The sequence below is a fragment of the Desulfitobacterium dehalogenans ATCC 51507 genome (assembly GCF_000243155.2).
In the GTDB taxonomy this organism is placed as follows: domain Bacteria; phylum Bacillota; class Desulfitobacteriia; order Desulfitobacteriales; family Desulfitobacteriaceae; genus Desulfitobacterium; species Desulfitobacterium dehalogenans.
Genome location: NC_018017.1, coordinates 4,041,886 through 4,066,554, shown reverse-complemented (window position 1 = coordinate 4,066,554; position 24,669 = coordinate 4,041,886). Strand labels below are relative to the sequence as shown.

The following is a 24,669-nucleotide window of genomic DNA, read 5'->3' as shown; positions in this document are numbered from 1 at the left end:
TGTCAGGTTACAGGACGCCCCATTTGCGGGTATATTCCACTTTAAGGACAAATTCAGTGTCCTTAAAGCCATGATCTTTAAGGAGTTTGAGAGCATGATTAAAATCATAAGTTTCCGTTTCCAAAAGGATATACTCCTTTTTGCCCGTCATGGCCCAATCGTCATGAGCTTCCGTCAGAAGCTCCAACATAGTAGCAATCCGCTCTAATCGGATAGACAAAAAGTCCTTTAAATTGCGGACAGCTTGCGGGCTGATCTTCTTGCTTTTCAGGATGTCTTCTAAGGGAGGCTTTTCTCCAGGTTCCCAGGTTTTTTCAGAAAAATAGAAAAAGAATCGAGCCCTTTGTACGCAGGTTTCATTATCTGGGTGCATGTTTTTACTCTCCTTACTTTATATAAACTAGCCACAAGGCGTTGCAAGCCAAGGTGACAGTTTTGCCGATAGTTACTTGATCGTTGTCCAATAGTTGCCCATAATGACCACCGATAAGAGGTAACCCAAGGGGATATTGACTAAAACCCCTGCAGAAAAAGCAGCAAAGGGCTTCCAGCCTACTGAAGCCAGCTCTTTTATACGACTGGACAGCCCAATGGAAAGAAAGGTAAGAATAAAGGCCCAATTTCGCAATTCAATAATCGGGTTGATAATATGACTGTCAATGGCTTTTGAAGTAACGGCATCAGCCGAAGCGGCTAAAATCGTAATGATAATCGAGGCGATAATAAACCCCAAAACAAATTTCGGAAAGCGAAACCAGATATCCAGTGCATTGGGGCTGGTTCCGGAATAGCGTTTTTCCCAGCGTGTGACGGATGTGAGAGCCATGATAAAGCACCAGATGCCAATAAACATGTCACGGCCGACCACCTTCATCAGGGTAAAGGTTTTAATAGCTTGTTCATTGATGGCAGCGGCTGCAGCCATCCCCGGAGCATCGGCAAACTCTGCCGTACCAATCCAAGCTCCCGCCGGCCCAGGAAGAACATTCAAAGCTTTAATGGCTAAAGGCAGGATGAAAATCATGATAATGGAAAAAAGAATAATTACGGAGATGGCAATGGACACATGCTGCTTTTCTGCTTTTACCGCACCCCCAATGGCGATGGAGGCAGAGACACCGCAGATGGAGCCTCCTGCTGCCAAGGTTGCTGCGAATCGTTTATCGAGACCCAAAAACCGCGTACCCGTCCAGTAAATGGTGAGGAAGGTTGCCACAGCAATAATGGTGGCTTGGGCGAAGGCGGTTGAACCGGCTTGAATAATCAGGGTAAAAGGCAAGGAAGCACCCATCAGCACAATGCCTAACTTGACATAAAACTGAGTCTGCAGAGCGGCACTCAGCCAGTAGGGAATCCGTAAAAAGTTGCTGATTAACAGCCCTGCCAAAAGGGCCAGAAGGGGAGTCTCAATATTATAGCGTTTCATGATATCCCAGGAGCCTAAAAAGGAAACCAAAATACTTAATAAAAAAAGAAAGGTAAAACCTACTAAGAAGCCCTTGACTTCTCCGGTTAGGGCTTTTATAGCAATTGAACATAAAACGAGCAAAAACAGATAAAGTACGAAAAGGGAGCTTTTATGATCGAAGATATAATTCAGTCCGGTATGATAATCACTGTAGTCGGGTATTTTCAGGACAATCCAATTCATGAAATTATTGCCGGTACTCCAAAATAAGATAGCCAGCAGTACGATCGTCAGACCCAGCCACATGGCCCAATAATCCTCTTGTTTCCAAAGATCGGACCAGCCGCCCGAAGGAGTCGTGGATTTTTTTGTTGTAGATACATAGCCCAATGGTTGATCCCTCTCCTCTTTCAAGCTATTTATTCCTATTGTCACATGTTCATTCGATATCGTCAACAAGAGTTGTTGCAAGGGGAAGGGATATGCTATAATTGCGAAAAAGTGGAATATTTATAGTAATAAGGGTAAAAAGTTAAAGCGAGAAAAGGGGGATAAAGATGGATCATTTAAAGGATAATCTGAATAAAGTAGTCGATGCAGCGAAAGAGCGCATCGACGGTGCAGTGAAAAAGACAGAGGAACTTTTGGATAAACCTGAGGTAAAGCAAAAGGTTGAAGGAATTAAAGATTTAGCCGAAGACAAAGCCGGGGTTATAGCAGGACGGGCGGAAGAAATTAAAGATTACATCGAAGATAAATTGGGAGATATGATGGAACGTGCTGAAGAATTAAAGGATGTAGTGGAAGATAAGGCCGAAGAAATTGCGGATAAGTTAGAAGGCAAAGCCGAAAAATATAAGGATAAAATTGAAGGGATGTTCAAGAAAGAATAGATCATTTGGAATTATTATCAAAAATATCTAAAGAAAAGCTGGAAAAGTAAGATGTACCGCTATCATTTATGCAAAAAAATGATATACTATGTATTGTAAAACAACACAAGGGGGCGTTTTAGACTCGCTCGGGGAAGCGGTGGCAAGAGTTGCGCGTCGAGATTCCACCTGGTCTCGTTAAACGGTGGACCTTAATAGTTAACAACGATAATTACGCTCTAGCAGCTTAATTGCCGCTAGCATCCTGCCTTCTTAGCCTACGATGAAGGGTCAGGGTGTCAAATTAGTAGGACTGCTCTAATGACAATTCTCGGAGTTATTAGCTAAGATTATCGAGATAGCCTCGGAAGGATCCTGCCTTCTGGAGCCCATGAGGTGAAATTTAAAGAGAAGGATACACGCGTAGACGCTTTTGTGGCAGCTCTTCGATACAGGGGTGCAATTCCCCTCGCCTCCACCAAACAAACCCACCAGTTATAGAACATAATGTGTGGCAATACCCATAAAATTTCACTATTGAAAGGATATGCTGCCTTTTCGATTTTGAAAGTATATGCTTCCATATTAAATTATTTTAAGGTTTTAGATGATTTAAAAAGCCAGAGCCAGAACGATTTTTCGTCTGGCTTTTTTGTCTTAATAAAAATTAATAAAGGGAATTGAAGGAAAACATGGAATTATTGTAGAATGGTAGTGGTTCGCATAATTAATTGACTAATATAAAAATTTAGGGGATCTATCATATAAGTTATTAGTGACTGCTAGCCATGCTAGAAGGTATATATCTATATAAATTATTGTCATGGTAGCCAGAATATGTGCAGAGAATATTTTCAGAGGGTGGTATTGCCGATGGAAGGGACTGTAAATCAGCAAATTCACAAGTGCAAAGCATTTATTAATTTTATGCTTACGCAACAACAGTGGTCTGGTATAACAAAAGCAGAAATTGATCAATGGGTAAACAATTTCAAAGGACTTAATCCGAATGAGCTGCTGCTGGTTTATAAGTTATTGGCAAACTTGATTTACTATTCCGAAAATGACGTGATAGATGCTTTGCGAGAAGGAGTTTACAATTGCCTATTCTACAATATCCTTCTTGATAAGCAGAAGTCTGCAAAATTCGGTTTTAGTGCTCACGCTCTTTCAAGCGTTTTAAAAGACGAACTGAAAAAGACATGCTTTATTCCCCTTTTGGACAGTGACTCTCCGCACGAAAGTGCAAATTATTTGGCTCGTTTATTGGTTCAACAGCAACTGGTTGATGCTCATCAGTCTATGTTTTTGGATGATGCTGTGGGCCCTATAGAGACTGGACGTTATTCAAGGTTGGTTATTATAGATGATTGCATAGGAAGCGGAGATCAACTACGAGGTTTCTGGAATGACACGGCAAAGTTATCTATCGATGGTATAGAGATTTCTTTAGATGAATTTTGTAAACTGAACTCTGTTGACATTAGCTATCTCACACTTTTTGGCTACGATAAAAGTATTGACCAATTAAAGAGAGAAATACCACAGCTAAATATTTGCTGTGTGCGAATGCTAAGTGATTCCCAACGTGTTTTTTTTGAAAACTCTTATATTTGGACAAATGAAGAAGAAAGACATCAAGCCCAGACGCTTTTTTCTGAGCTGACAAAAGAACACGGTATTCCCTTATTTGGGCATGGGGACTTAGACTTTGCGTTTATTATGCATAAGACAATTCCTGACTGGTCTTTGCCAATGTTCTGGAAGGAACGTCCAGACTGGAAGTTGTTAATGAGGAGGAAGAACTCAAGTGCTTAATCAATTTAATCCTTTCAAAGAAAACCGCGCAGAGCAGATGAGGGATTTGTGGAAATACTATGTTCCTTTCCCAGGGCTTGACGGAGCTGGGAAACCGGTTATCGTGCAAGGGGGGCGAGGTAGCGGTAAAACCATGTTCTTCCAATGTAACTCTTGGCGTCAAGTATTATCTAAAATCAGAAAAGAGAAATTACATTCAAGCAAACTTCTTGACAATAATGAGTTTGTTGGAATATATTATCGCGTTGACACAACTTTTGTTTCTTCGATGTGCGGACGAGAAGAAAACCAATGGAATTCGGTTTTTGAAACCTACTTTAGTATTTGTATTGTACAAGAGTTAATAGATTTGATTATTGAAATCAGTCAAGACATGTCAATTGACGAAAAAGAACTAACAAGTTTTGTTTGCGATTTTTCTAAACGGTTTAATACTGCTAGTACCTCTAAAACGTTACTAAGTTTTCGCCAAGAAACTGATATGTATCTAGACATGATAGAAGATCAAATAAATGGAATAATGTTAAGTAATAATATTACGGGGTTACGGTGGGTAAATGCACATCGTCTAATTTCGGATATTTGTAGCTCCTGTAGTAAACTGTTTAGACGAGAGATTTTATTTAAAATATTTATTGATGAATATGAAACTCTTCAGTTATATCAACAGAAAATAATTAATACCCTTATTAAACATAGTACTTTGCCAGTCATTTTTAATATTGGCTTGCGCCCACAAGGCATGAAAACTAAGGAAACAATTTCTCGCACAGAGACTATTGAAGCTCCGCACGATTATGAAATGTTAACTTTAGGAATAGATTCTGAAAAATATCTGATTGTTCTTTGCGAGATATGCCGAAAAAGAATTTTATTGGGAAAGGAACAAGGAAAAATTCCTGAATATGCTTCTGAAGATATAGAATATTATCTTGGTACATATAAAGTGGATGATGAGTTAGAACGGATCACTGCGTCCACTTTTAACGCTCCTCATATAAAAAAATTGCGTGAAATAATCAAGAAATTAGGTAAAGAACAAAATACTACTAACGAAGAGATAGAAATGTACATAGCTATATTATGCGACCAAGCACCTCTTTTGGACTCACGACTACATTTTGCGTTGCTATGTCGGAAGACCACATATACACCCAGTTTAAAAGAATTATACGAAGCATATACTAGCAAATCAAAAAGATATAATGACTGGATGCATAATAGAAAACATGGTTTGATTTTTTTGCTATGTAAGGAACTTAAAAGAGAAAAGATGTACTATGGATTTGAAGTTTATGCTGCGCTTTCTTCGAATATCGTAAGATATTTCCTAGAACTTTGTGAACAAGCGTTCCGAATTACTTATTTAGATGATTATCATTGGAATAATCCAATTTCACCAGAAATCCAAACTGAAGCGGCAAAGTATGTAAGTGAATACAAAGTCTTAGACATTGCGAGCTATGAACCCCATGGTAAAGAGCTTCGTATTTTCATCCAATACCTGGGTCTGATTTTCTACAATTTGCATACAGCTGAGTTAAATACTTTAGGAGAACCAGAGCCGAATCATTTTAGCACAAAAGATCTTTCTTTATCAATGCACATTAAAGAACTAATAGCTTCTGCTATTATGTGGAATGTGTTACAAGAAGGTGAACCAACCAAAAGGAAGCAATCAAAACTCTCTCCTGAGACTGTAGATTACTACATAAATAAAATATATGTACCATATTTTATGATTTCGTATCGTAATCAAAGAAAAATTCAGCTAGATGCTAATATTTTAGAGCAGCTATTTAGTGGTGATGATAATAAGGCAAAAATGGGATTTAGGAGTTACTTTAAAAAGTCTCAAACAGAAGAAATAGTTCTAGAAACGACGCAAATGTCTCTCTTTGACTTTAGTCAAGGAGGTAAATTGTGATTAGAGAAGAATATGATTTCAACGATATAGCAGAATATCTTTATGATAATATTGATCTTCTTATTGCGGGAGTCCCTAGAGCTGAGGAAAGAAGTTCGTTTTTCTACAATTTGTGGATGGAAAGACGAAAAGATATTCTCCTTCTAGAATTATTGGACAATGAAAGAATTCAATATAATTATTATACTCAAACTGACTTACCGCGATGTGGAACAATAGACTTAACAATTGGGACCCCTAAAATCTTGAATTTATGTAGGGTGGAACAAAAGAATGTCATTTTAGATCTATGTAGCTTAGACCACGTGTTAATTATGTTTCTAACAAAACAACTGATAACACATACTATTCCTAGAACGCTATTTGCTACATATATTCGGCCACATCATTATAGTAAGCAAAGTGGTACTGTTGGCTATTCTTTATGTGATCAAATTTTAGGAGTGAAATCCATTCCTGGCTTTATACGGCGCGAGAGCAACTCCCAAACATTATGCTCATTTATTGGATTTGAAGGAATTAGATTAAAAAGCATATTAGAATCTGTGCATGATGTTAAAAAATTGATTCCAGTAGTAGCCTTTCCCTCCGGTGAACCTCAGTGGTACAATGTTACGATGTGGAATAGTATGGATATTCTTCAAAGTGAAACACCTGACCTTACAATACACAAATGCTTTTCTGAAAGTGTTTTTGAAGCAGTAAATTTAATGAAATCTTGCATTCAAGCGGATGAAAAAGTAGTCATTGCTCCTTTAGGAACTAGGCCGCATTCTATGGCTTGTGCCATTTTTGCTTGCAATCATCCTAATGCACGCATTGTTTATGATTATGTTGTCGAAAGAGAACATCGAACAGAAGGAATAACTCATATTAAGGTATATCATCTTTCATCATTTCTTAATACTTAACTTTAAGAAGGAGGGCGTTTCTTGAATTACAGTAAATTTTACACACCTCCTGCAATTGCTAAACTCTTGGTTAACCGAATAGAAATACCATCGCCAGGCGCAGTAATTGATATATGCTGTGGAAGCTGTAACTTGTTAAATGCGGCAGATAAACGCTGGCCTGAAGCAAATTTGATTGGTGTTGATGTTATTTGTCACAGCTCTTCTAACGTCTCAACAATACAGTCAGATGGACGAAAGTATGCTATTGAACATAGTGAGCAATACTCTCTTGTTTTAGCTAACCCTCCTTTTGATTTTGTAAGTCAAAAAAGGGAGTTTCCGGATTTATATATAGACTTACCTCGCGAATACTCGACTTCTCGCTTAGAAATAGAAATGCTTTTGGCCAATCTTCGTTTGCTTAGACAAGAGGGAACTTTGATGATAATTATGCCCAGTACATTTGTGAATGCTCAGAGTAACATCAAAATCCGTAAATACCTCGCTAACAAATACCATATTGAAGAAATTATCCGCTTGCCAGAAGATACTTTTGGACCTGCAAAAATCAATAGCTATGCATTGATTATTAAATCGACTAATTTACATAAACAGTATACAAAACTTCTTTCTGTTGCATTTAAAGATGCCAAGTATTTTACTTCAGAGATAGCCATTATACCCCAAGCTCAAATTAGAGCGGGAAAGTGGGATGAGGTTACCGTCATTGAGAATTCGGAATCAAAATTACAATTTCGACGTGGCAATATATCTAGTCACTCTTTCACTTCCACAGGGACTCCAATACTACACACAGCAAAGAGACAGGATCCGTGGAAACCTTCAATACGCTACGTTTCTGAAATCAAACGGACCCCTGTATACGCGGAAGATGGAGACATCATTGTGAGTAGAATAGGAAAATCTGCTGGTCAGTGGTGCAAGCACACTGGAGGTAATATAATAATATCGGATTGTCTGTATTGCATTAAAGATCCAAATGGAATTGTTGCCCAGAAATTAGAAGGACAGGTATACTCTTTTCCGTTAAAAGGCGTTGCTACTCGCTATATTACTATAGATGATTTTAGTACATGGTATGAATCGTTGGGAGGGTGATACGAGACCAGGCTATCTGTGTCATAGAAATGAACAATCCGTACCAAGTGATTGAATGGTGTATTTCTTGGCTTCTCTGGAGTGTTTTACCTAAAGAACTGTTCTAGGGGTAATTGTGAATAGACATATGTCAAGATACCGGCTATAATCCACCAACTGCCTGCGGGCATTCAAAACATCATCCTCCCAATTGAGATATTTTCTTTAATCTTTACCGTTTATACCTTAGCTATTCATTTATACTAACAAAAAAGCAATATCTGATTATTACGGTTGCTGGATGACCAGAAAAAAGCAATTTAAGTATAATATCCTAAATAAATGTCTATATAATGGGTATCATGTTCTATGTTTTGAGGTGATACCCATTAACCAGACGACTCTCTACAACTTGGAACCAATTGACCTGGGAAAAGGATCTGTTGAGAGCTTAAGTAGTTATTCTCTAAGGTTAGCTGAAGCCCATTCACTCACTGCCGGGAAATTAGTCGGTAGAAAAGTAGCAGTTGTTTTAAACAAAGCATACCTGATAAAGAGTGAAAAAGAAGGAGGCAGCCGATTCTATGAAGTGGCATATGAGATAAATGGATTAGGAAGCTTGGCTAAGAATTGGGCACAAGCATTGGTTGTGCTCACAGGGCGTAAAAGATTAGAGGAGCTTACTTTAATTAGATTCAATGAATGGCTACCAGATAGAGGACTGTTGAGAAGTCATCTTGCCTGGTGTCCGGCATGTTTGGAAGAATGGAAAGAAGGTAATAAAGAAGTTTATGAACCTCTTTTGTGGAACTTCAAAGTTGTAACTAATTGCATGATACATCAAACTCAACTGGAGACAGAATGTCCAAATTGCTTGAAAACGATTCAAATACTCAGCCGAAAGCGGCGAATTGGATATTGTTCAAGATGTGGAGCATGGCTAGGAAGACTAGAGCTACATAAGGAGATAACATCCGGTGAACATCTAAAGTGGCAGTTGTTTGTAATTCAGAACGTCCAGGAATTACTCGCGACATCGTCAAGAATAATTGTAGAACTATCTAATGCTCACATAACTGCTGCAATCAAGGATATGGTAAATTGTTTTGGGAGCAAGAGAGCATTCTCTAAAGAGATGGGTATCCCTGAAACTACGGTAAGAGCTTGGCTTGATGGTAAACATAGGCCTAGCCTAGAATCTCTTTTGAAGATTTGTTATAGCTCAGATCTTCGTTTAGTTGATCTAGTGAGTGGAAAATATGAAGGGGTTAAATACAGCTCTAGGATAATAAGTAGCGATAAAGGACAAATAAGAGCGACAAGGAGACATTTTGAGAGTCAACATATACTGAATATGCTATTAGGCTACTTAAATAATAAATCTCTTTCCATGAGAGAAGTAGCTAGGCGTCTAGGCTTTGATCAAAGGGTTCTTTATAATCATTTTCCTGATGTTTGTAAGGCAATAGCTCACGAACATAGACTATGGATACAAAAAATGCGGAAAATTAGGATTGATGCCTCCTGTAAGCTGGTCAGGGAGGCAACTATTAGTCTTTTAGATCAGGGAATATACCCTAGCAGACGAAAAGTCGAAAGTATATTACCTTCAGCAATATCACTAAGGGAAAAAATGTTACAAAAAACATGGAAAGAAACCCTTTTTGAATTTCATTATTAAAAATGAACTGAAGAATAGGAATAATTGATTTCTTTTTGACATTAATGAAGAATAGATATATTATATACTCGTTATAATTAAATCCTTTAAAGGGGCTTCTGATATGAAGATGTACATTGACTCTGCCAAAAGATATATTTGGAAAAAACCAGTTGAGTAAAAATCTCAGCTGGTTTTTTGCATTATATAATCACTATTTATAGTTTTTGTGCAAGAGAATTAAGGCAAGGGGGTTCAGTAGATAATGGATGAACTTAGTTTTCAAATTTGGTGTAAAGAATTAGAGCTTACGGATGCTGCTTCAGAGCTCATTAACCGGATTCGTAAGAGTGAACCTGCACGGAGAGTAGGTGGTGGAAGAAAAAATGTTGTTGGCGCATACCCAAGTAAAAAAATGGGGGTTTCGATTCAATTTGAAAGTCACCGTAATGAACTTGCAGGAATTTATCTAAAAGAACATGATAGTAATGTGCAAGAGTATTACGATCAGCCACCTGCAATTAAGTTGTCTTACAACTCACGAAACGATAAGGTAGTAGGTGTTTATCACACTCCGGACTATTTTGTGATTAAAAAAGAAGAGGCGGGGTGGGAAGAATGGAAAACTGAAGAGGAATTGCTTAAACTTACAGTTGAATCACCTAATAGGTATGTTCTAATCGATGGGAAATGGCATTGCCCACCGGGTGAAGAGTTTGCTCAGAACTATGGACTTAAGTATTGGCTTAAATCATCAGCGGAAATAAACTGGATACTTCAACGCAACCTGAACTTTTTAGAGGACTTTTTATTGGATTCAAAGGCGGAGGTCTCATTGAAGTCGTCCGAGTCCATTCTTGAGGCTGTAAAATGTAAACCTGTAATTTGTTTGCTTGATCTTCTTAAAAATAATGAGTTCCAGGTAGATGATATTTATTACCTTATTGCTCGGGGCGGCCTTTATTTTGATATTGAAAATGAACTTATAACTGAACCTCAACGTGTTCATGTATTTTGCGATGAACAAATTGCCTTAGCTCATAAAATAATGTTATCGAATCAAAGCGAGTCAATATTAAAAGATCACTCATTTGAAGTAGTCCCAGGTGCTCAAGTGACTTGGGACGGAAGCTTATGGTCTATTGTTAACTTGGGAGAAGAGAATATCTCGTTAATATCGGCCGGTAATATCATAGAAGTGCCACGGGAAATATTCTTTAAACTCGTTTGTGAAGAACGAATAAAAGGCGTTGAAATGATTGAAGTTAGAGGCGCTTTAGTGAACTCTATACTCGAAGAATCACGTGAGGAAGAGCTAAAAGTAGCTACTTCAAGGTATGAAGTAATTTTATCGCTTATAGAAGGTAGAGCTAAGATACAAGAACTTAATGGTTTAGGAGTTACAACAAGAACCATTCGCAACTGGTATAACGATTTTCTTCATGCTGAACGGGAATTTGGTGCAGGGTTTATTGGCCTCATTCCACGTATAAAAAAACGCGGCAACAGAACTCCTCGGATTTCAGCAGATATTTATGAAGAGATCACTAGTTTCATAAAAAACAATGAAAACCCTGTTAATCAAAAATTAAAAGTTATTTATGGTAAGCTTCAGGAGTATTGCAATCAAAGAGGATATATTCTTCCTAGTAAAAAGACTTTTGGGAAAATTATTAAAGAAAGGCCAGTAGAAGAGCGCATGTATGGTACTCAAGGCAGTAGAATGGCTTATCAACATGAGGATTTCTACTGGGAATTTGATTTGACCACTCCTCGGCATGGAGAACGGCCTTTTGAAATAGTACATATAGATCATACAGAAGTAGATTTGGAGACTATTCATTCCATTACTAATAAAAGCATGGGCAAGTTCTGGTTATCATTGATGGTAGACGCTTTTACAAGGCGCATACTAGCTTTTTATATTACCTTTGACTCCCCATCGTACCGATCAGACATGATGCTCTTAAGAGAATGTGTTAGACGGTTTAATCGCCTGCCGCAAATAATTGTAACGGACAATGGACGTGATTTTAAAAGCGTATACTTTCAATCTTTATTGGCTCGTTATAATATAACCCATAAAATAAGGCCGCCTCATAGAGCGCGTTCTGGTTCAGTTTGTGAAAGATTGTTTGGCACTTCTAACACTCAATTGTTTCACAACCTACAAGGCAATACCAAAATCATGAAAAATGTTCGTCAGGTTACAAAGTCCATTAATCCTAAAAGTCATGCTGTTTGGACACTTCCTGTCCTATACGACCTATGTACGGATTATTTTAATGAGTTTTATGATAACTCCGAGCACTCAGCTCTTGGAGAATCGCCAAGAGAGGCATTCGAAAGAGGAATAGCAATAGCGGGTAAAAGACCATTCAGATTCATTCCATATGACGAGGATTTCAAAATTATGACACTTCCTACTACTAAGGGTGGAACGGCAAAAATAGATCCACAGAGGGGAGTTAAAGTTAGATATCTTTATTATTATTGTGATGAATTTGCAAAAAAGGATGTGGCAGGGACTAATGTGCCAGTGCGTTATGATCCGTGGGATGCAGGGATTGTTTATGCCTATGTAAGGGGAAGATGGACGAAATGCTACTCTCAGCATTACTCAGTATTCAAGAGTAGAAGTGAAGTGGAGATTAAAATTGCTACGGAAGAATTGGTTAAACAGAAAGGTTTAAATGCTGGTAGATCCAAAATATCGGCAAAAGAACTTGGCGAATTTATTATGAAGGCTGAGGTCACTGAAGATTTGTTAAAACAACGTCTACGCGATTTAGAGATGGCGCCCCAGTTTACAGTTATTGATGGCGGAAATAGAGATGATAAAGATAATGAGACATTAGTACCAGATATCCAAGAATTTAGTTTTGATGAAATTAGCTTTGATTTAGATACTGATAGCGAAGGCTATTAGATGAATCCATTGGTAAGAGATGAGGCCTGTAGTAGATGACAAATGAAAGTGGTAGTGATTGGTTTCCGAAACATTTGCTAAATAAGGCGATAGAGGAGAGGAGACAGTACTTTAGAAGTCTTAAAATTTCTCATATATTTCTTAAGCAAGCGGTTGATCAATCTCTTTTTTGGATCAGAAGTATTGGGTCTGAAGGGATTGTCTTCATATGCGGACCTACTGGAGTGGGGAAAAAAGAGCTTGTTAGGCTCGTTACCGTGAGAATTTATGAGGTAGCTATGCCGAAGTTACAAACTAATAAAGGTTGTATACCAGTTGCAAATGTTGAAGCTTCGGCACCAGAACAAGGAAGTTTTGATTTTCCCAGGTTGTGGAAAGAAGCGATTAAGGAACTAAATGAACCCTTGGTAGATCATAAAATTTCATATTACGATGAAGTCGTTATGAATTCGGCTGGACAACGTATCATTTTATCAAAAACCAAGAAAGCAGATTATAGAGATGTGCTTCGGGATGTTCTAAAATACAGGGAGACATCCGCATTGATTATAAATGAAGCTCATCATATGTTGAAAGTAGCAAGTGGAAAGAAAGTTACTTGGGAAGTAGACAGTATAAAATCTCTGGTAAACAAATGTGCAACCCCCATTGTTCTGGTCGGAACATACGAGTTATTAACAATCTTAGAAGATCTAATCGACTCATCGATGGACCAAATTAATCGAAGAGCACGTTTAATCGAATTTCCACGTTATAGGCCGGATAGTAAGGTTCAAGTGGAGGCATATGGAAAAACGATTAAACGGATATTACGGCAGATGCCCTTGGTAAAATCACCTGAGAATTTAGTAGATCAGGACTTCATGTATTTTTATAAATATACTCTTGGATGTGTGGGTACCCTAAAGGAATGGCTAAACAGTGCATATGATTTTGCGTTACTAGAGAATGCACCTACTTTAACCAGAAAACACTTGGATGAAACACGAATCTCGGGGCATCGATCTGAAGGAATACTAAATAGCATTATTAAGGGAGAAGTGAAGATGAAAAAGATTCAATCAGAGGGTGATCTTGATAAAGCCCTTTGTCTTGATAGAGGAAAAGCCCAAAAAACGGAGACGAATCATAAGGAAACAGTAAAGTCATCAAAAGCTTTGCCTGGGACTCGTAAACCAGGGAGAGATCAAGTTGGTTTAGGTTAAATTAGCTATTAAACCAAGAACAAGTGAGTTAAAGAGAAAAAGTATAAGAACGCGAGGATTAAAAGATATAGTTTTGAAAGAGAAATATTGAGGGAAAAGATATGCATAAAGACAATTATGACAATAGACACAAACTCAGGTTATATTCACTAAAACCAGTTGGGTTAAATAGTCCACTAAGCGAAAGTTTGCCGAGTTATATTATGAGGCTCGCAATGGCTCATCATATTACAGTTGGTAATTTAGTTAAATACGAGATTGTTCCCAGGCTAGGAGTGAAGTATTTACTAAATCCAAAGGGCTTATGGAATTTTTATGATAGACAGGAAAGTTATAATTCCTCTTCCCAGCTTTCAAACAGGTTAATCGGAGTTTTAGAGGAACTAACTGGTAACAAAAATTTAGATCAGCTAATATTTAATATTAGCGAATCATTAGGCAAACAAAACGTTTTTAAAAATAAACGTTCTTGGTGTCCCTTTTGTTTAGATAAATGGAAGGCCGAAACGGGAATTATCTATGAACCTCTAATATGGAACTTCTCGGATATTGAATTCTGCAAAATACATAACTTCCCGCTACAGAGAAATTGTCCAAGCTGTGGACATGAGATATATTTACTTGCTGCAAAGTCCATCCCTGGATTCTGCTCAAAATGCGGTTGTTGGCTAGGGAATACAGAAAATTACCAAGGAGTAAAATATATGACAAATACGACATGGCATGAGTGGGCTTATGACAATATTGCTGAATTATTGACAGATTTAACTGAACTGTCACGAACTGATCTCTCCCAATCAATAAGAGGTTTTTTAGAAGTTTTGAAAAAAACCTATACAATTAAGGATATCTCTCAGGCTTCGGATATTCCAAAAGTTTCACTTCGTGAGTGGATAAGAACTAATAAACGCCCAAGCCTTAAGCATTTATTAAATTTAAGCTACTGTACTAATACAACCCTTCGTGAAATCCTTTTAGAAAAGCCATTTCTTAATCCATGCTTAGAAATCTCTTTACGCAAATCCGTAAAGAGATTTTCACTCAACAAAACAATAGTTGATCATAATTTATTTGTACAGAAATTAGACCTTGCGTTAAAGGATGATTTTCCGCCTTCGATTAGGCAAATAGCAAAGCAATTATCTGTAAGTCCCGACACTCTTCGCAGAAATTTTCCTGAAAAGGTTAAGGATATTACAAAGAAACGCAAAGATAAAAAAAGAATAAAAAAGATAGAAATTCAGGAGAAGATTAGGGAGACAGTCATACAAATTCATTCTGAAGGTAAAGTTCCAACGACACGTGGTGTCATTGAAGCACTGGGAGTAGGATATTTATTTGCACGAAAGGAAAATGTTGATGCTTATAAGAGTACGATGCAGTTTTTAGGATTTTGATAGATAGGCCGGCCGGAACTAATCAATGTTCAAAATTCTCCTAACAACAAGTGTTCATTATTTCAAGGCTTTTTACTTTGGTTGCGTAAGAAGCACTGAAGCTAGCTCAGAATATTGTATTCCTTACTACTTGTAACATAATAAGCAGTTTTCTAAGCATGGTCTTAAAGATTTACTAATTTATAGTTCTTAGTTAGGGTATCTAAGTTAGCTACCGCACACCCTTGATATTGTATAAGTATCCCAATTAATTAGAGGATTTACCAAAATTTTGGCGAATATTGGGTTATAATTCAATGGGGGAGTGATTAAATGTCAACCAATACCGTTTCTATTTTAAATATGAAGGGTGGAGTTGGTAAAACTACTATAACTTTTAACCTTGCATATTTCCTTGCTAACGAACACAATGCGAAAGTACTTGCTATTGATTTTGATCCACAAGCGAATCTATCGAGTGGTTTTTTAACATATGACGCATATCAAAACCACCGTAGGAATAGAAAAGTTATTTCTGATATTTTTACTCAAATTGAACATATTGTTGGCCCAGTATCTCAGAAGAATCAAAAGCTAATTACTCTTGAAGATATGGTTGTTAGAGTAAAAAACTTCTCAGGAGGAGGATTTATTGACTTAATCCCTTCCGAACTTGAGCTCTCCTCAGTCCTTGAGAGAACAGGAGGGAACAATATTGAAGATAGGCTAAAACTAATATTAAAAGATAAGAAGAATAGATATAATTATATTTTAATTGATTGTAGTCCAACCTATTCAGTTTTAACCAATAATTGCCTTAAGGCTAGTGACTACATTTTAATTCCGGTAAAACCGGACCCATTTTCAGCTCGCGGTATCCCCTTGCTACAGAATAAAATTGACATTCATAATCGTGCGAATACTAATGAAGATCAGGTTAGAGTGTTAGGAATTATTTTTTCTATGGTTGATGATAGTGTTCGTTATGTACAAAGCGTAAAGGCAGAGTTGTTTAGGGAACACTCGAATATCTTTAGTCAAGAGATAAGGCATAATGAATTATATTCTAGAGGTCTATTTGAAAATAAGTCGATTTTTGAAACTAATGCACAGACAACTTTTAAAGATAATTTTAGGAACTTTGGAAATGAATTCATAAGTAAGCTTTAGGAGAAATGAAAATGGATATACAAGACAAGATAAACTTCGTTCATAATCTTGAAAAGTTGTATAAGAACTTAAACGACTTAACTCTGGAAGATTATAAAGATTTAATTGATTTACCAGAAATTAAGGAGATTTTAGAATCAGAAGAAATGAAATTATTAATTGTAGAAAAATCAAAAACAAAAAGCAAGAAAAAACATATGCCATTTGAAGAATTTCGTTTTGACTACATAATGAATCGCTTAAGAAATACTGTTTTAAATAGATCATGTGAAAAAGATTCTGCTTCAGATATTGATTGGCTCTTAAAAATTTTGCTGGTTTCCCCTGAACTTTTTCCTACGGTAAAAGAATTAGATAATTTTTTAATCAATATGACTGGGAAGAGGCATAACACGAGAAGTACCGGTAGAGATAGAATAGTTGATTGGTACTTCAAAGCAATTGCTGAAATGGATATAGAAGAACAAAACAAAGTCTTCTATAAAATAGCAAAATACATTTTTATTAATATTCCTTCGAACTATAAGGAATGGCATAAGGTTCTCTCGAAGGAAGGTAAAAAAATATGAGAGCTTTACATTCACAGAAGTTAATAGAAGAAAAAAACGCATTTATAAATGAGTTATATTCCAGTATTCCTACCAAAGAAAATATAATAGAAGGTGAGTTAAATCAAAAGGCAAGAAGATTACATGAAGTTCTATTCCCTATATATATAATGAAACATTATAATGGTAATATTTTTGAATCGGAATATTTTGATATGATTATTTCAAATTTAGTTGAGGCGGAATCTGCATTAATTTTAGGTTTAACAAATGCAGGTATATCTTCTTTGCGTGGAGCTCTTGAATCCTCATTTAAATTTTTATATTATGAATACCATCCAGTAGAAAACAGATTACACAATGAAGGTAAACATAGTCTTTCAAGCTTGGACTATAGAGAGTTTTTCTACAATTTCCCTGGTTTGTCCAATATAAGTTTTAGCTCAAGGTCTATCGTTGAGGGTCTTTGGTCATACTTATGTCGGTATGTGCATTGCGATTTTAGAGTTTTAAAAGAAATAAGTTTAGTTTCTGACATTTCCTCAGTCCTTTTGTATGAAGAGAAAGATTTCAAACAAGTATTAGACGTTATAAAATTGATTGTAAAGCTGATTGTCTCGATTTTTTTCTGCGTGGACTCATTCTGGATACAAAATGTTGAAAAGGCTTACTTCGATGCAACACTTGAAGCGTTTTCCACGGCTGAACGTCAAGAAATTTTACAAGAGCTCAGAGTAGCCTAAGTTGTGATTCATTTAGTTGATAAAGGGATTTGTTAACAACTCCTGGTCAAGTAATGAATAAATAAGGGGGAAAGAGTACAACCGATTCCTACATGATTTACAATGTATATCTAGGAAAGGATGTAGGAAAATTTATGGTTCATTTATGTGCTTAAACGAAAATATATGCTTCTGCAATGGCATTTTTGCTCAAACGGAAATGAACATAAAGCGACATTTAAGGAAAACATATGCTTCTTCATATGGAAAGTAAATGAGTGTTGCCACATAATGAGAACAAAAGCCTTGAGGCACGGGTGTGAATCTATTTCAGTGTAAATGGAATAATCATCCAGACGATTGACAATACTATGGTTGCGGTATAAATCGGGCAACGCTGAGGAGCGACCCAACGCCTATCGCGGCTTATACGATGAACGGTGGAGTGTCTTCCGCCGTTTTTTGTTCATCGGTAAGCTCTAAGCGGATAAACCTCGGGAGTTTGAGGGCAGAGCCCTCAACACCTTACGCTGTAATCCTGTCTGCAAAGAAGATCATCATCTGGCTGTACGCCATGGGCCAGTCTCTTGAAGGCTGCGTCCATTTTTTCGTGATTTCCTTCGTCGAAAGAAAGACCACTTTCCGGATGGAATCATCCGTAGGGAAAATGGATTTGGTCTTCGTAAATTTCCTCACCATTCTATGATACCCCTCCACGGCGTTGGTCGTATAAATCAAATGCCGAATTTGTTCGGGATAGCTGAAAAATGTGGTGAGGTCTGCCCAATTGGCATCCCATGACCTCAGGATCGATGGATATTTTCTATCCCATTTTTCCCTGAATTCCTCCTTGGCATACTCCGCATCATCAAGGTTGACCGCACCGTAGATTTTCTTCAGGTCAGCGCAGATGCTCTTTCTGTCCTTGTACTGTACGAATTTTGTTGAATTCCGTATCTGATGGACGATGCATAATTGTTGTTTCGTCTTGGGAAACACCGCGTTGATAGCTTCACCAAGTCCTTTCAAGTTGTCATGACAGGCGATGAAAATATCCTGTACGCCACGCTTTTTAAGGTCGGAGCAAATCGAGGCGTAAAAACTTGCACTCTCGTTTTCGCTGATCCAGATGCCCAGAATATCTTTCTGTCCGTTCATATCGATGCCCAGCACCGAGTAGACGCATTTGTTGATGATTTGGCTGTCCTTGCGGCTTTTGAATACGATCCCATCAAAGTAAATAATGGGGTAGAGCGACTCCAGTGGCTGGTTTTGCCACTCGTTGACTTCGGGAAGAATTTTATCGGTGATTTTGGAAATCAGTGTCTGGGGGATCTCTGCTCCGTAAATCTCCCGCAGATTATCTTCAATATCGCGCTGACTCATTCCCTTGGAATACATAGCCAGGATTTTCTGTTCAATTTCATCGGTTCGGGTTTGCCGTTTTTCCAGAATTCTCGGCTCAAATTCGCCGTTTCGGTCGCGAGGTACGGCAATTTCACTTTCGCCGTAATCGCTGATGATCGTCTTACGGTTATAGCCGTTGCGACTGTTGCCAGAGTTGTTTCCCTCAATGCTGTTTTTTTCATAGCCCAGATGGTCTTCCATCTCGGCTTCCAGCATCTGCTCGATGGTTCCGGCGAACAGTCTTTTTAGTTTCGACTGAATATCCCCTGTGCTTTGGCAGTCTTGCATCAGTAGGCTGATCAGTTCCATTTCCTTGTCAGTAAGAATGTTTTTCGATTGTTTCATTTCATAACCTCCACTTTTGTTGTATGTGGAGATTATTGCCATTTACACAGGTGTTTAGTCAGTCTCTGAGGCACATAAATTCTGTGCGCTCAAGGCTTTTTTGTTATTAGGCTCTGTTTTCTATAACGACCACAATGCAAAGATTATTCAATTTTAAGCTTCGCAACTTGAGTGAGGAGTTCGTGAGCCACATTTTCTAATTGCCCGGAGGAATGAGCAATCGTTTCGATTGAAGCTAATTGTTCTTCTGAAGAAGCTGAGATTTCCTGCATACCAGCCGAGGCTTGTTCAACCACTGCGGAAATATTCGTGGCTTGGTCAGCAACTTCTTTCGTCTGATTATTGATTTCCTCTAAGGCTATGGAAATTTCATAGGAGTTTTGCGCAAGCTCAGTAATTGAAGCAAAAATCTTCGCAAAGCTTTCTTTAGTATCTTCTGCCGAAGATTCCATAACAACAACGCTTTCTTTAGCCTGATTCATATTATTAACGGCTTCCGTCACCTTACCATTAATGCCATTGACAATATCTTCAATTTTCTTGGTGGAACTGCCGGATTGTTCAGCGAGTTTGCGAATTTCTTCGGCTACGACGGCAAATCCTCGTCCTGCATCACCAGCACGGGCTGCTTCAATCGAAGCATTTAATGCAAGCAGATTGGTTTGTTCGGCGATACTGTTGATTGCACTGATCATGTTGCGAATCTCATCGGCCATTGTGGCCAGTTGAAGGATCGATTGACCAACAGCATTCGAATACTTGTTGTTTTCTTCTATTTTTTGACTTTGGCGTTCAAGAGCCTCTTGACCGGCTTTAGCAAGCTCTAATGATTCTTTGGCCTTGACTGTACCAACATCTGTTTTTTGCGTAGCTTCGCTGACGATATTATTAACCGTATTAATCGCATCTGTTGAACCTTGAATCATTAAAGCCTGATTGCTATTGCCTTGAGCCATTTCGTTTATAGTTGTAACGACTTGGGTTAAGCTCTGAGTGGTTTCCTCAGTTGTTGACGATAATTGCAAGGAATGAGATGCTAGCGTCGAGGCAACCTCTTGAATGTTGACTACAAGTCCCCTTAAGTTTTGAGTCATTGTCTTAAGACTATCATAAAGTTGGCCGATTTCATCTTTTGACTTAATTTTAATTTCAAAGTCTGTCAAATCTCCGCTCGCAATTGTTTCGATAACGGAGGATAACTGGACGAGTGGCTCGGTAAATCGTTTTGAAAAGATAAGGCCCAATAAGCCGACAACAATGCTCACAGCTAAGAGCAAGCCGATTGAGGTATACAGGAGTCTATTAGCGGAAGCCATCGCCACCGAAACAGGGGTTTCCACAGCGATTAACCAGCCCGTCAGTTCGTTCAAAGTATGGCTGGCAATAACCTCTTCACCTTGAATATTGGTCGTTTGTATAGTCATATCCTGTCCGGTAAAACCTGTTTGCACAAATTCTAAAGAGCTAAAATCTTCTTGGTTTTGAACATATTCGATAAGGGGATGGGCCAATACGGTCCCTTGTCTGGAAATCACATAGATGCTTGAACCACCTTCTGAAAGCTCTGTGACAAAGTCACTGAGCTGAGCGAGTTGAATGTTCGCTTGAAGAACCCCGACAATGTTATTATTCATATCACGAACAGGTGTAGAGATCACGACAATCAATTCACCGGTAGCCTTTGCGACGAGAATATCGGATACATACTCTTCTGTACCGTTCATGGCTTGCTTAAAAAAATCTCGCTCATTGATTTTGGTTAAGGCATCATCATTACTTTTAACGACTTGTTGTCCTTCGGTATCGTCGAGAGCAATAATAAGTTCGGGATTGACTTTAACGGCATCCAGCAGAATATTTTTCGCATTAGGTAAATCGAAATTGCGAATGGCCGGTTGATTGGCAACCATATGTAAGGTATTGAAATTTTTATCCAACATCCCGTTTATTTCAGCTTTGGCAATTGCTATTTTGTCCTGGCTTAGCTGATAGGAACTCTGTTGGGAGCTTGAGATAAAAGAGGGTATGGATACGGCAGAAAAGATTAACAGTGGAATTAAGCTAGTAGCTAAGAGCATTGAGAATAAGCGTGCCTTGAGTTTCAAAATAGTTCCTCCTCACATAATAAAATTTGTTCCTACTAGAAGAGCTTGACCATTTACTTTATGGTCTTGACCATATTACCGAAGACTTATTCTAAATTAGGACTGAAAAAACAATAAAAAAAGCCGCATTCATTTAGCGACAGTAAAAGAAGACTTCGGCAGCTTGGCAACCATCAGCATGATCTGGAAGGCCCATAGCTTTGCGTCCTCAGCTTTCGCTAAGTTTGCCTTTGTCGCAATATAAGGAAGTATATCTAAGTATAATGGTATGTGGTATGTGGTATGTGGTATTACCTAATCAATTCTACTATAAATTATTACAATTTGAAAGGTAATTCGTAAATAAATCTATCTTCTCAAATAAACCCTGTAGGTTATCTCTACGTCAAAACTGTTAATATCCTTAGATGGTTTAATAATTCGATCAACATACTCTTGAAGGACTTTTTTCTTTTCCTCTTCATTGGCGGAAAAGAGGAAGTCCTTTTGCTTATTTATCCATGCTGTCTACCTTAATCCTAAACGTATTACTGTTCCTTCTTTTCCATTTAAAGTGGCTAGGTAAAATATTAACTAGCCGCTTATGACAACAAAAAGGCCAGGGTAATTCGCCTGGCCTTCCTTTGATTGTTTTAGAAAATTACACCAAGAGCAATCAGGATAAGAATTGCGATAAAGATAATTCCTACGCCAACGCCAACGCCAACACCTGTAACTGGGGGGACAGGGAAGACAGTGGGACGGCTGGTTACAATTGGTCCAATGTGTGGTGGAGCACCGACCGGTGAAATATGAGGAAAATGACTAAACCCGCCCATTAATATTCCTCCTTCCTTAAAATTTTGCACTTAGACTAGAACACGATTCCCATTGCGATAAGCAAAAGAATGATTACAACTACGATTGCAATACCTTCGAATCTCTCTTCACGACGTTCAACTCCGTCAAAACCAAGTGCCATTTGAATTCCTCCTTTACTCGAAGATACTACAGTTTATGCTTTGTCTATAAGACTTGCCACAATATGGGAATTTGCGCAAGGCGGTGATGCAGTTGTGCAGATGTAGGTTATATAAGCCTAAAGAGGCAAACGCAAAGGAGAATTGCGTTAACGGCCACTGATGAAATTAAAGGAATACCTTCCTTTTTGTCAAATATTATTAAATTATAATCGGTATATTTTATAGTTTCTAATTTTATTATAGGCTAATAGTCTCTGTTTTTATTAAGGTTAGAAGGGGAGAAGGTATGGTATACATGACACTATTGAAGCTACTATTAAAAATGCTGGTTGGGGAAGAAAGAAAGCAATGCAGGAGCAAATTGACTTAATAGAAAGATCACTTTTAAAAGGGGAAAAACTATTGGCAGTTGGGGCCTCTTTTCCGGATCCGACTGAGCAAGTTTATGTAACGGATAAAAGAATCATCGTCCAAAAGATAAAAGGCTTTAACAGCACCAAAAAGGAAATCCCTCTATCGGCAATCGGTTCAGTAAACAAAAAGTTCACGCTTTTTCACGGCGGCACACTACAGATCGTGGCATCTAACGATTCTGCAACAGTGGAGAAAATACCGTTGGATGTGCTACAGGAAGTTAAGCGTATTATTGATGAATTGCTAAATCAGCCCGTACAAGATGATTCAGTGTTGCAACAGGCACCATTACCAGAGCAAATCACTGTAAATTGTCCCGGATGTGGGGCTACAAATATTAAGTAAGTAGGTAAAACTATTTTTTGCGAATATTGTGATAGGACCTTATAAATAACTTTTTGGAGAAGTTGAGACATGAGAAACTTACTGTGGCATTACCCTCAAAAATATAACATAAACAAAAACGATGACCTCCAGTTTTAGTTTGCATCACTTCCACCGCCTGATGACGTTACTACAGGTTCCCAGCCAAGTTTACGCATGGCAGCCTGGGCAATTGATATTGCTTGGAGCTCGGACAGATTGTGGCTTCTGGCTTCCCCATGAATTTCTACCATCTCCGGTACAATATTGGTTGCAAGACCTCCTACGGCTATACAAGGGAAAAGATAGCATTTTTGCTGAATTTGCGAATATGCTTTGACAGATAAGTGTCATTAGCTGTATACACTTTAGAAGGGGTGTGCCTATGAGTACTGTATCGATGGCTGAATACTATATTCGAGAGTCACTTGAACTCAATCTTTTTTGGACAAGGATTATAAAAGAGCACTTTATCTTCATGCAAGCCAATTTAATGTGCAAAGATGTTGCTTATATCCAACAGGCCGAAGAATTTAAATGTCTGTTTGAAGGCTTTTTACATCAAACAATTCGTTTGTCCAATGGAGTTATCAGTCCTGAGGTGTTATTATCCGGGGAATTGTTGACAGGTAAGACATTGTTGGCTGAACAAAAAACAGTAGAGTTAACCGGGATTAGGATTGGAATACCGATCACTGTTGAAGAGTCGAATTTAACTCCAGGGCCCTTGTCCACGCCAGTATTAAGTCCCGAACGCGTTGCCAATATTTCCGCTTTAAACGAACAAATTTTGACCTGTGCCAGTTCTGTTGCTGAATTTATGGAGAAAGTGTATCAGGATGTTATCCATTGTCGGTTATATACCACCAAGTTACCGTCCATTTATGCCCATCAACGCCGTGAAACCCTCAACTATATTACACTTTTACGACGGTTACAGAATCGTCAAGTGCTCGATCCTTATTCCAGTGTGGCCGAAGCAGAAAAGTTTTGGAACTACAATATGATGGTACATGCTGAAGCGATGAGGCAACTCCTGGATTTTTCCGAACAGGCAATGATCAAAAAAGCAAATGATTTCGCCCTGTACTTTCACCAATTGGTTAGCAAATTTCCCGATGATGCAAAACCACCAATCAACCTGGGACAAATGACGAGTGAAAGTCGGCGTGCTACAGTTGCCATCCGTGATTTCAAAGCGGCAAGTACAGAGATGCTGCTTGCGTGCCAACTTAAGGGGGCTATGACCGCTTTGCTTACGGACCATCTTTTGCGGGAAGCAAATTATTACCTTCGCATAATAAACAGAGGAGTACCGGAGTTTAAGGGCGGAAAAGGGTGGGCTTCTTATACTTAAAATAAAAAAATTGTATAGCAAAAAAATAGGGGTTAGGCACAGGGCCTTACCCCTTAATAATTATCTACTCTTTAGTTTATACGGATATTT

At 38.1% G+C, this 24,669-nt stretch carries 20 protein-coding genes, 1 other RNA gene and 1 riboswitch; of the genes, 15 read left to right on the top strand and 6 right to left on the bottom strand.

All coding sequences use genetic code 11. The features are described 5' to 3' along the window. Positions 1-7 precede the first annotated feature (7 nt). On the bottom strand, positions 8-373 hold the full coding sequence (locus tag DESDE_RS19440; RefSeq protein WP_014795734.1) for a hypothetical protein: 366 nt from the start codon (positions 371-373) through the stop codon (positions 8-10). A gap of 72 nt (positions 374-445) precedes the next feature. Then, positions 446-1,798: a YeiH family protein gene (locus DESDE_RS19435; RefSeq protein WP_014795733.1), complete on the bottom strand. Its 1,353-nt coding sequence runs from the start codon at positions 1,796-1,798 to the stop codon at positions 446-448. 167 nt (positions 1,799-1,965) lie between these two features. On the opposite strand from DESDE_RS19435, the gene DESDE_RS19430 reads away from it, so the two are divergent. From DESDE_RS19430 to DESDE_RS19375, 13 genes are all read left to right on the top strand, one after another. Next, the gene (locus DESDE_RS19430; protein WP_014795732.1) at positions 1,966-2,301 is read left to right on the top strand and encodes a hypothetical protein; all 336 of its coding nucleotides are present in this window, start codon (positions 1,966-1,968) and stop codon (positions 2,299-2,301) included. A 109-nt stretch (positions 2,302-2,410) separates the two neighbouring features. Beyond that, positions 2,411-2,761: a transfer-messenger RNA gene (gene ssrA, locus DESDE_RS21390) on the top strand. Positions 2,762-3,153: 392 nt separating this feature from the next. Continuing rightward, positions 3,154-4,098 carry a phosphoribosyltransferase-like protein gene (locus tag DESDE_RS19425; RefSeq protein ID WP_014795731.1) on the top strand — a complete coding sequence of 315 codons (945 nt, stop codon included), beginning with the start codon at positions 3,154-3,156 and terminating at the stop codon, positions 4,096-4,098. Next, the gene (locus tag DESDE_RS19420; protein WP_014795730.1) at positions 4,091-6,025 is read left to right on the top strand and encodes an ORC-CDC6 family AAA ATPase; all 1,935 of its coding nucleotides are present in this window, start codon (positions 4,091-4,093) and stop codon (positions 6,023-6,025) included. Before DESDE_RS19425 ends, DESDE_RS19420 begins: the two co-directional genes overlap by 8 nt. Then, positions 6,022-6,936: a hypothetical protein gene (locus tag DESDE_RS19415; protein ID WP_014795729.1), complete on the top strand. Its 915-nt coding sequence runs from the start codon at positions 6,022-6,024 to the stop codon at positions 6,934-6,936. Before DESDE_RS19420 ends, DESDE_RS19415 begins: the two co-directional genes overlap by 4 nt. A gap of 21 nt (positions 6,937-6,957) precedes the next feature. Further along, entirely contained in the window at positions 6,958-8,037 is a 1,080-nt protein-coding gene (locus DESDE_RS19410) for an HsdM family class I SAM-dependent methyltransferase (protein ID WP_014795728.1), read from the top strand. Positions 8,038-8,428: 391 nt separating this feature from the next. Further along, positions 8,429-9,697: a TniQ family protein gene (locus DESDE_RS20845; RefSeq protein ID WP_158309880.1), complete on the top strand. Its 1,269-nt coding sequence runs from the start codon at positions 8,429-8,431 to the stop codon at positions 9,695-9,697. Between the two features lie 244 nt (positions 9,698-9,941). Next, entirely contained in the window at positions 9,942-12,605 is a 2,664-nt protein-coding gene (locus tag DESDE_RS19400; RefSeq protein WP_014795726.1) for a DDE-type integrase/transposase/recombinase, read from the top strand. Positions 12,606-12,640: 35 nt separating this feature from the next. Beyond that, complete coding sequence (locus tag DESDE_RS19395; protein ID WP_014795725.1) at positions 12,641-13,810, top strand: AAA family ATPase; 1,170 nt, start codon at positions 12,641-12,643, stop codon at positions 13,808-13,810. 101 nt (positions 13,811-13,911) lie between these two features. Beyond that, the gene (locus tag DESDE_RS19390; RefSeq protein WP_014795724.1) at positions 13,912-15,207 is read left to right on the top strand and encodes a TniQ family protein; all 1,296 of its coding nucleotides are present in this window, start codon (positions 13,912-13,914) and stop codon (positions 15,205-15,207) included. A 312-nt stretch (positions 15,208-15,519) separates the two neighbouring features. Beyond that, positions 15,520-16,356: a ParA family protein gene (locus DESDE_RS19385; protein WP_014795723.1), complete on the top strand. Its 837-nt coding sequence runs from the start codon at positions 15,520-15,522 to the stop codon at positions 16,354-16,356. 11 nt (positions 16,357-16,367) lie between these two features. Then, positions 16,368-16,925 (top strand): hypothetical protein, encoded by a 558-nt coding sequence (locus tag DESDE_RS19380; RefSeq protein ID WP_014795722.1) that lies wholly within the window; start codon positions 16,368-16,370, stop codon positions 16,923-16,925. Further along, entirely contained in the window at positions 16,922-17,647 is a 726-nt protein-coding gene (locus tag DESDE_RS19375; RefSeq protein WP_014795721.1) for a hypothetical protein, read from the top strand. The genes DESDE_RS19380 and DESDE_RS19375 overlap by 4 nt, the downstream gene beginning before the upstream one ends. A 504-nt stretch (positions 17,648-18,151) precedes the next feature. Here the strand turns inward: DESDE_RS19375 and DESDE_RS19370 are convergent. The 3 genes from DESDE_RS19370 to DESDE_RS19360 form a co-directional block, all read right to left on the bottom strand. Next, a complete protein-coding gene (locus DESDE_RS19370; protein WP_085938409.1) occupies positions 18,152-19,342 on the bottom strand; it encodes an IS256 family transposase in 1,191 nt (396 codons plus the stop codon). Positions 19,343-19,521: 179 nt separating this feature from the next. After that, a complete protein-coding gene (locus tag DESDE_RS19365; protein ID WP_014795720.1) occupies positions 19,522-21,483 on the bottom strand; it encodes a methyl-accepting chemotaxis protein in 1,962 nt (653 codons plus the stop codon). Between the two features lie 154 nt (positions 21,484-21,637). Continuing rightward, a riboswitch (cyclic di-GMP riboswitch) is annotated at positions 21,638-21,722 on the bottom strand. A 393-nt stretch (positions 21,723-22,115) separates the two neighbouring features. Continuing rightward, on the bottom strand, positions 22,116-22,301 hold the full coding sequence (locus DESDE_RS19360) for a hypothetical protein (RefSeq protein ID WP_014795719.1): 186 nt from the start codon (positions 22,299-22,301) through the stop codon (positions 22,116-22,118). 492 nt (positions 22,302-22,793) lie between these two features. Here DESDE_RS19360 and DESDE_RS19355 point away from each other — a divergent pair, with 492 nt between their 5' ends. Beyond that, on the top strand, positions 22,794-23,204 hold the full coding sequence (locus DESDE_RS19355) for a PH domain-containing protein (RefSeq protein ID WP_014795717.1): 411 nt from the start codon (positions 22,794-22,796) through the stop codon (positions 23,202-23,204). Positions 23,205-23,338: 134 nt separating this feature from the next. Here DESDE_RS19355 and DESDE_RS21880 read toward each other — a convergent pair whose 3' ends face one another. Beyond that, a complete protein-coding gene (locus DESDE_RS21880) occupies positions 23,339-23,476 on the bottom strand; it encodes a hypothetical protein (protein ID WP_158309879.1) in 138 nt (45 codons plus the stop codon). A 131-nt stretch (positions 23,477-23,607) separates the two neighbouring features. On the opposite strand from DESDE_RS21880, the gene DESDE_RS19350 reads away from it, so the two are divergent. Beyond that, entirely contained in the window at positions 23,608-24,579 is a 972-nt protein-coding gene (locus DESDE_RS19350; protein ID WP_014795716.1) for a DUF2935 domain-containing protein, read from the top strand. The last annotated feature ends 90 nt before the right edge of the window (positions 24,580-24,669 follow it).

Bases quoted from the DNA above. Each gene is read 5' to 3' on its own strand.
- DESDE_RS19440 (WP_014795734.1), bottom strand. From the start codon at position 373: ATGCACCCAGATAATGAAACCTGCGTACAAAGGGCTCGATTCTTTTTC.
- DESDE_RS19430 (WP_014795732.1), top strand. From the start codon at position 1,966: ATGGATCATTTAAAGGATAATCTGAATAAAGTAGTCGATGCAGCGAAA.
- DESDE_RS19425 (WP_014795731.1), top strand. From the start codon at position 3,154: ATGGAAGGGACTGTAAATCAGCAAATTCACAAGTGCAAAGCATTTATT.
- DESDE_RS19400 (WP_014795726.1), top strand. From the start codon at position 9,942: ATGGATGAACTTAGTTTTCAAATTTGGTGTAAAGAATTAGAGCTTACG.
- DESDE_RS19395 (WP_014795725.1), top strand. From the start codon at position 12,641: ATGACAAATGAAAGTGGTAGTGATTGGTTTCCGAAACATTTGCTAAAT.
- DESDE_RS19390 (WP_014795724.1), top strand. From the start codon at position 13,912: ATGCATAAAGACAATTATGACAATAGACACAAACTCAGGTTATATTCA.
- DESDE_RS19385 (WP_014795723.1), top strand. From the start codon at position 15,520: ATGTCAACCAATACCGTTTCTATTTTAAATATGAAGGGTGGAGTTGGT.
- DESDE_RS19380 (WP_014795722.1), top strand. From the start codon at position 16,368: ATGGATATACAAGACAAGATAAACTTCGTTCATAATCTTGAAAAGTTG.
- DESDE_RS19375 (WP_014795721.1), top strand. From the start codon at position 16,922: ATGAGAGCTTTACATTCACAGAAGTTAATAGAAGAAAAAAACGCATTT.
- DESDE_RS19370 (WP_085938409.1), bottom strand. From the start codon at position 19,342: ATGGAACTGATCAGCCTACTGATGCAAGACTGCCAAAGCACAGGGGAT.
- DESDE_RS19360 (WP_014795719.1), bottom strand. From the start codon at position 22,301: ATGGGCGGGTTTAGTCATTTTCCTCATATTTCACCGGTCGGTGCTCCA.
- DESDE_RS19355 (WP_014795717.1), top strand. From the start codon at position 22,794: ATGCAGGAGCAAATTGACTTAATAGAAAGATCACTTTTAAAAGGGGAA.
- DESDE_RS21880 (WP_158309879.1), bottom strand. From the start codon at position 23,476: ATGGTAGAAATTCATGGGGAAGCCAGAAGCCACAATCTGTCCGAGCTC.
- DESDE_RS19350 (WP_014795716.1), top strand. From the start codon at position 23,608: ATGAGTACTGTATCGATGGCTGAATACTATATTCGAGAGTCACTTGAA.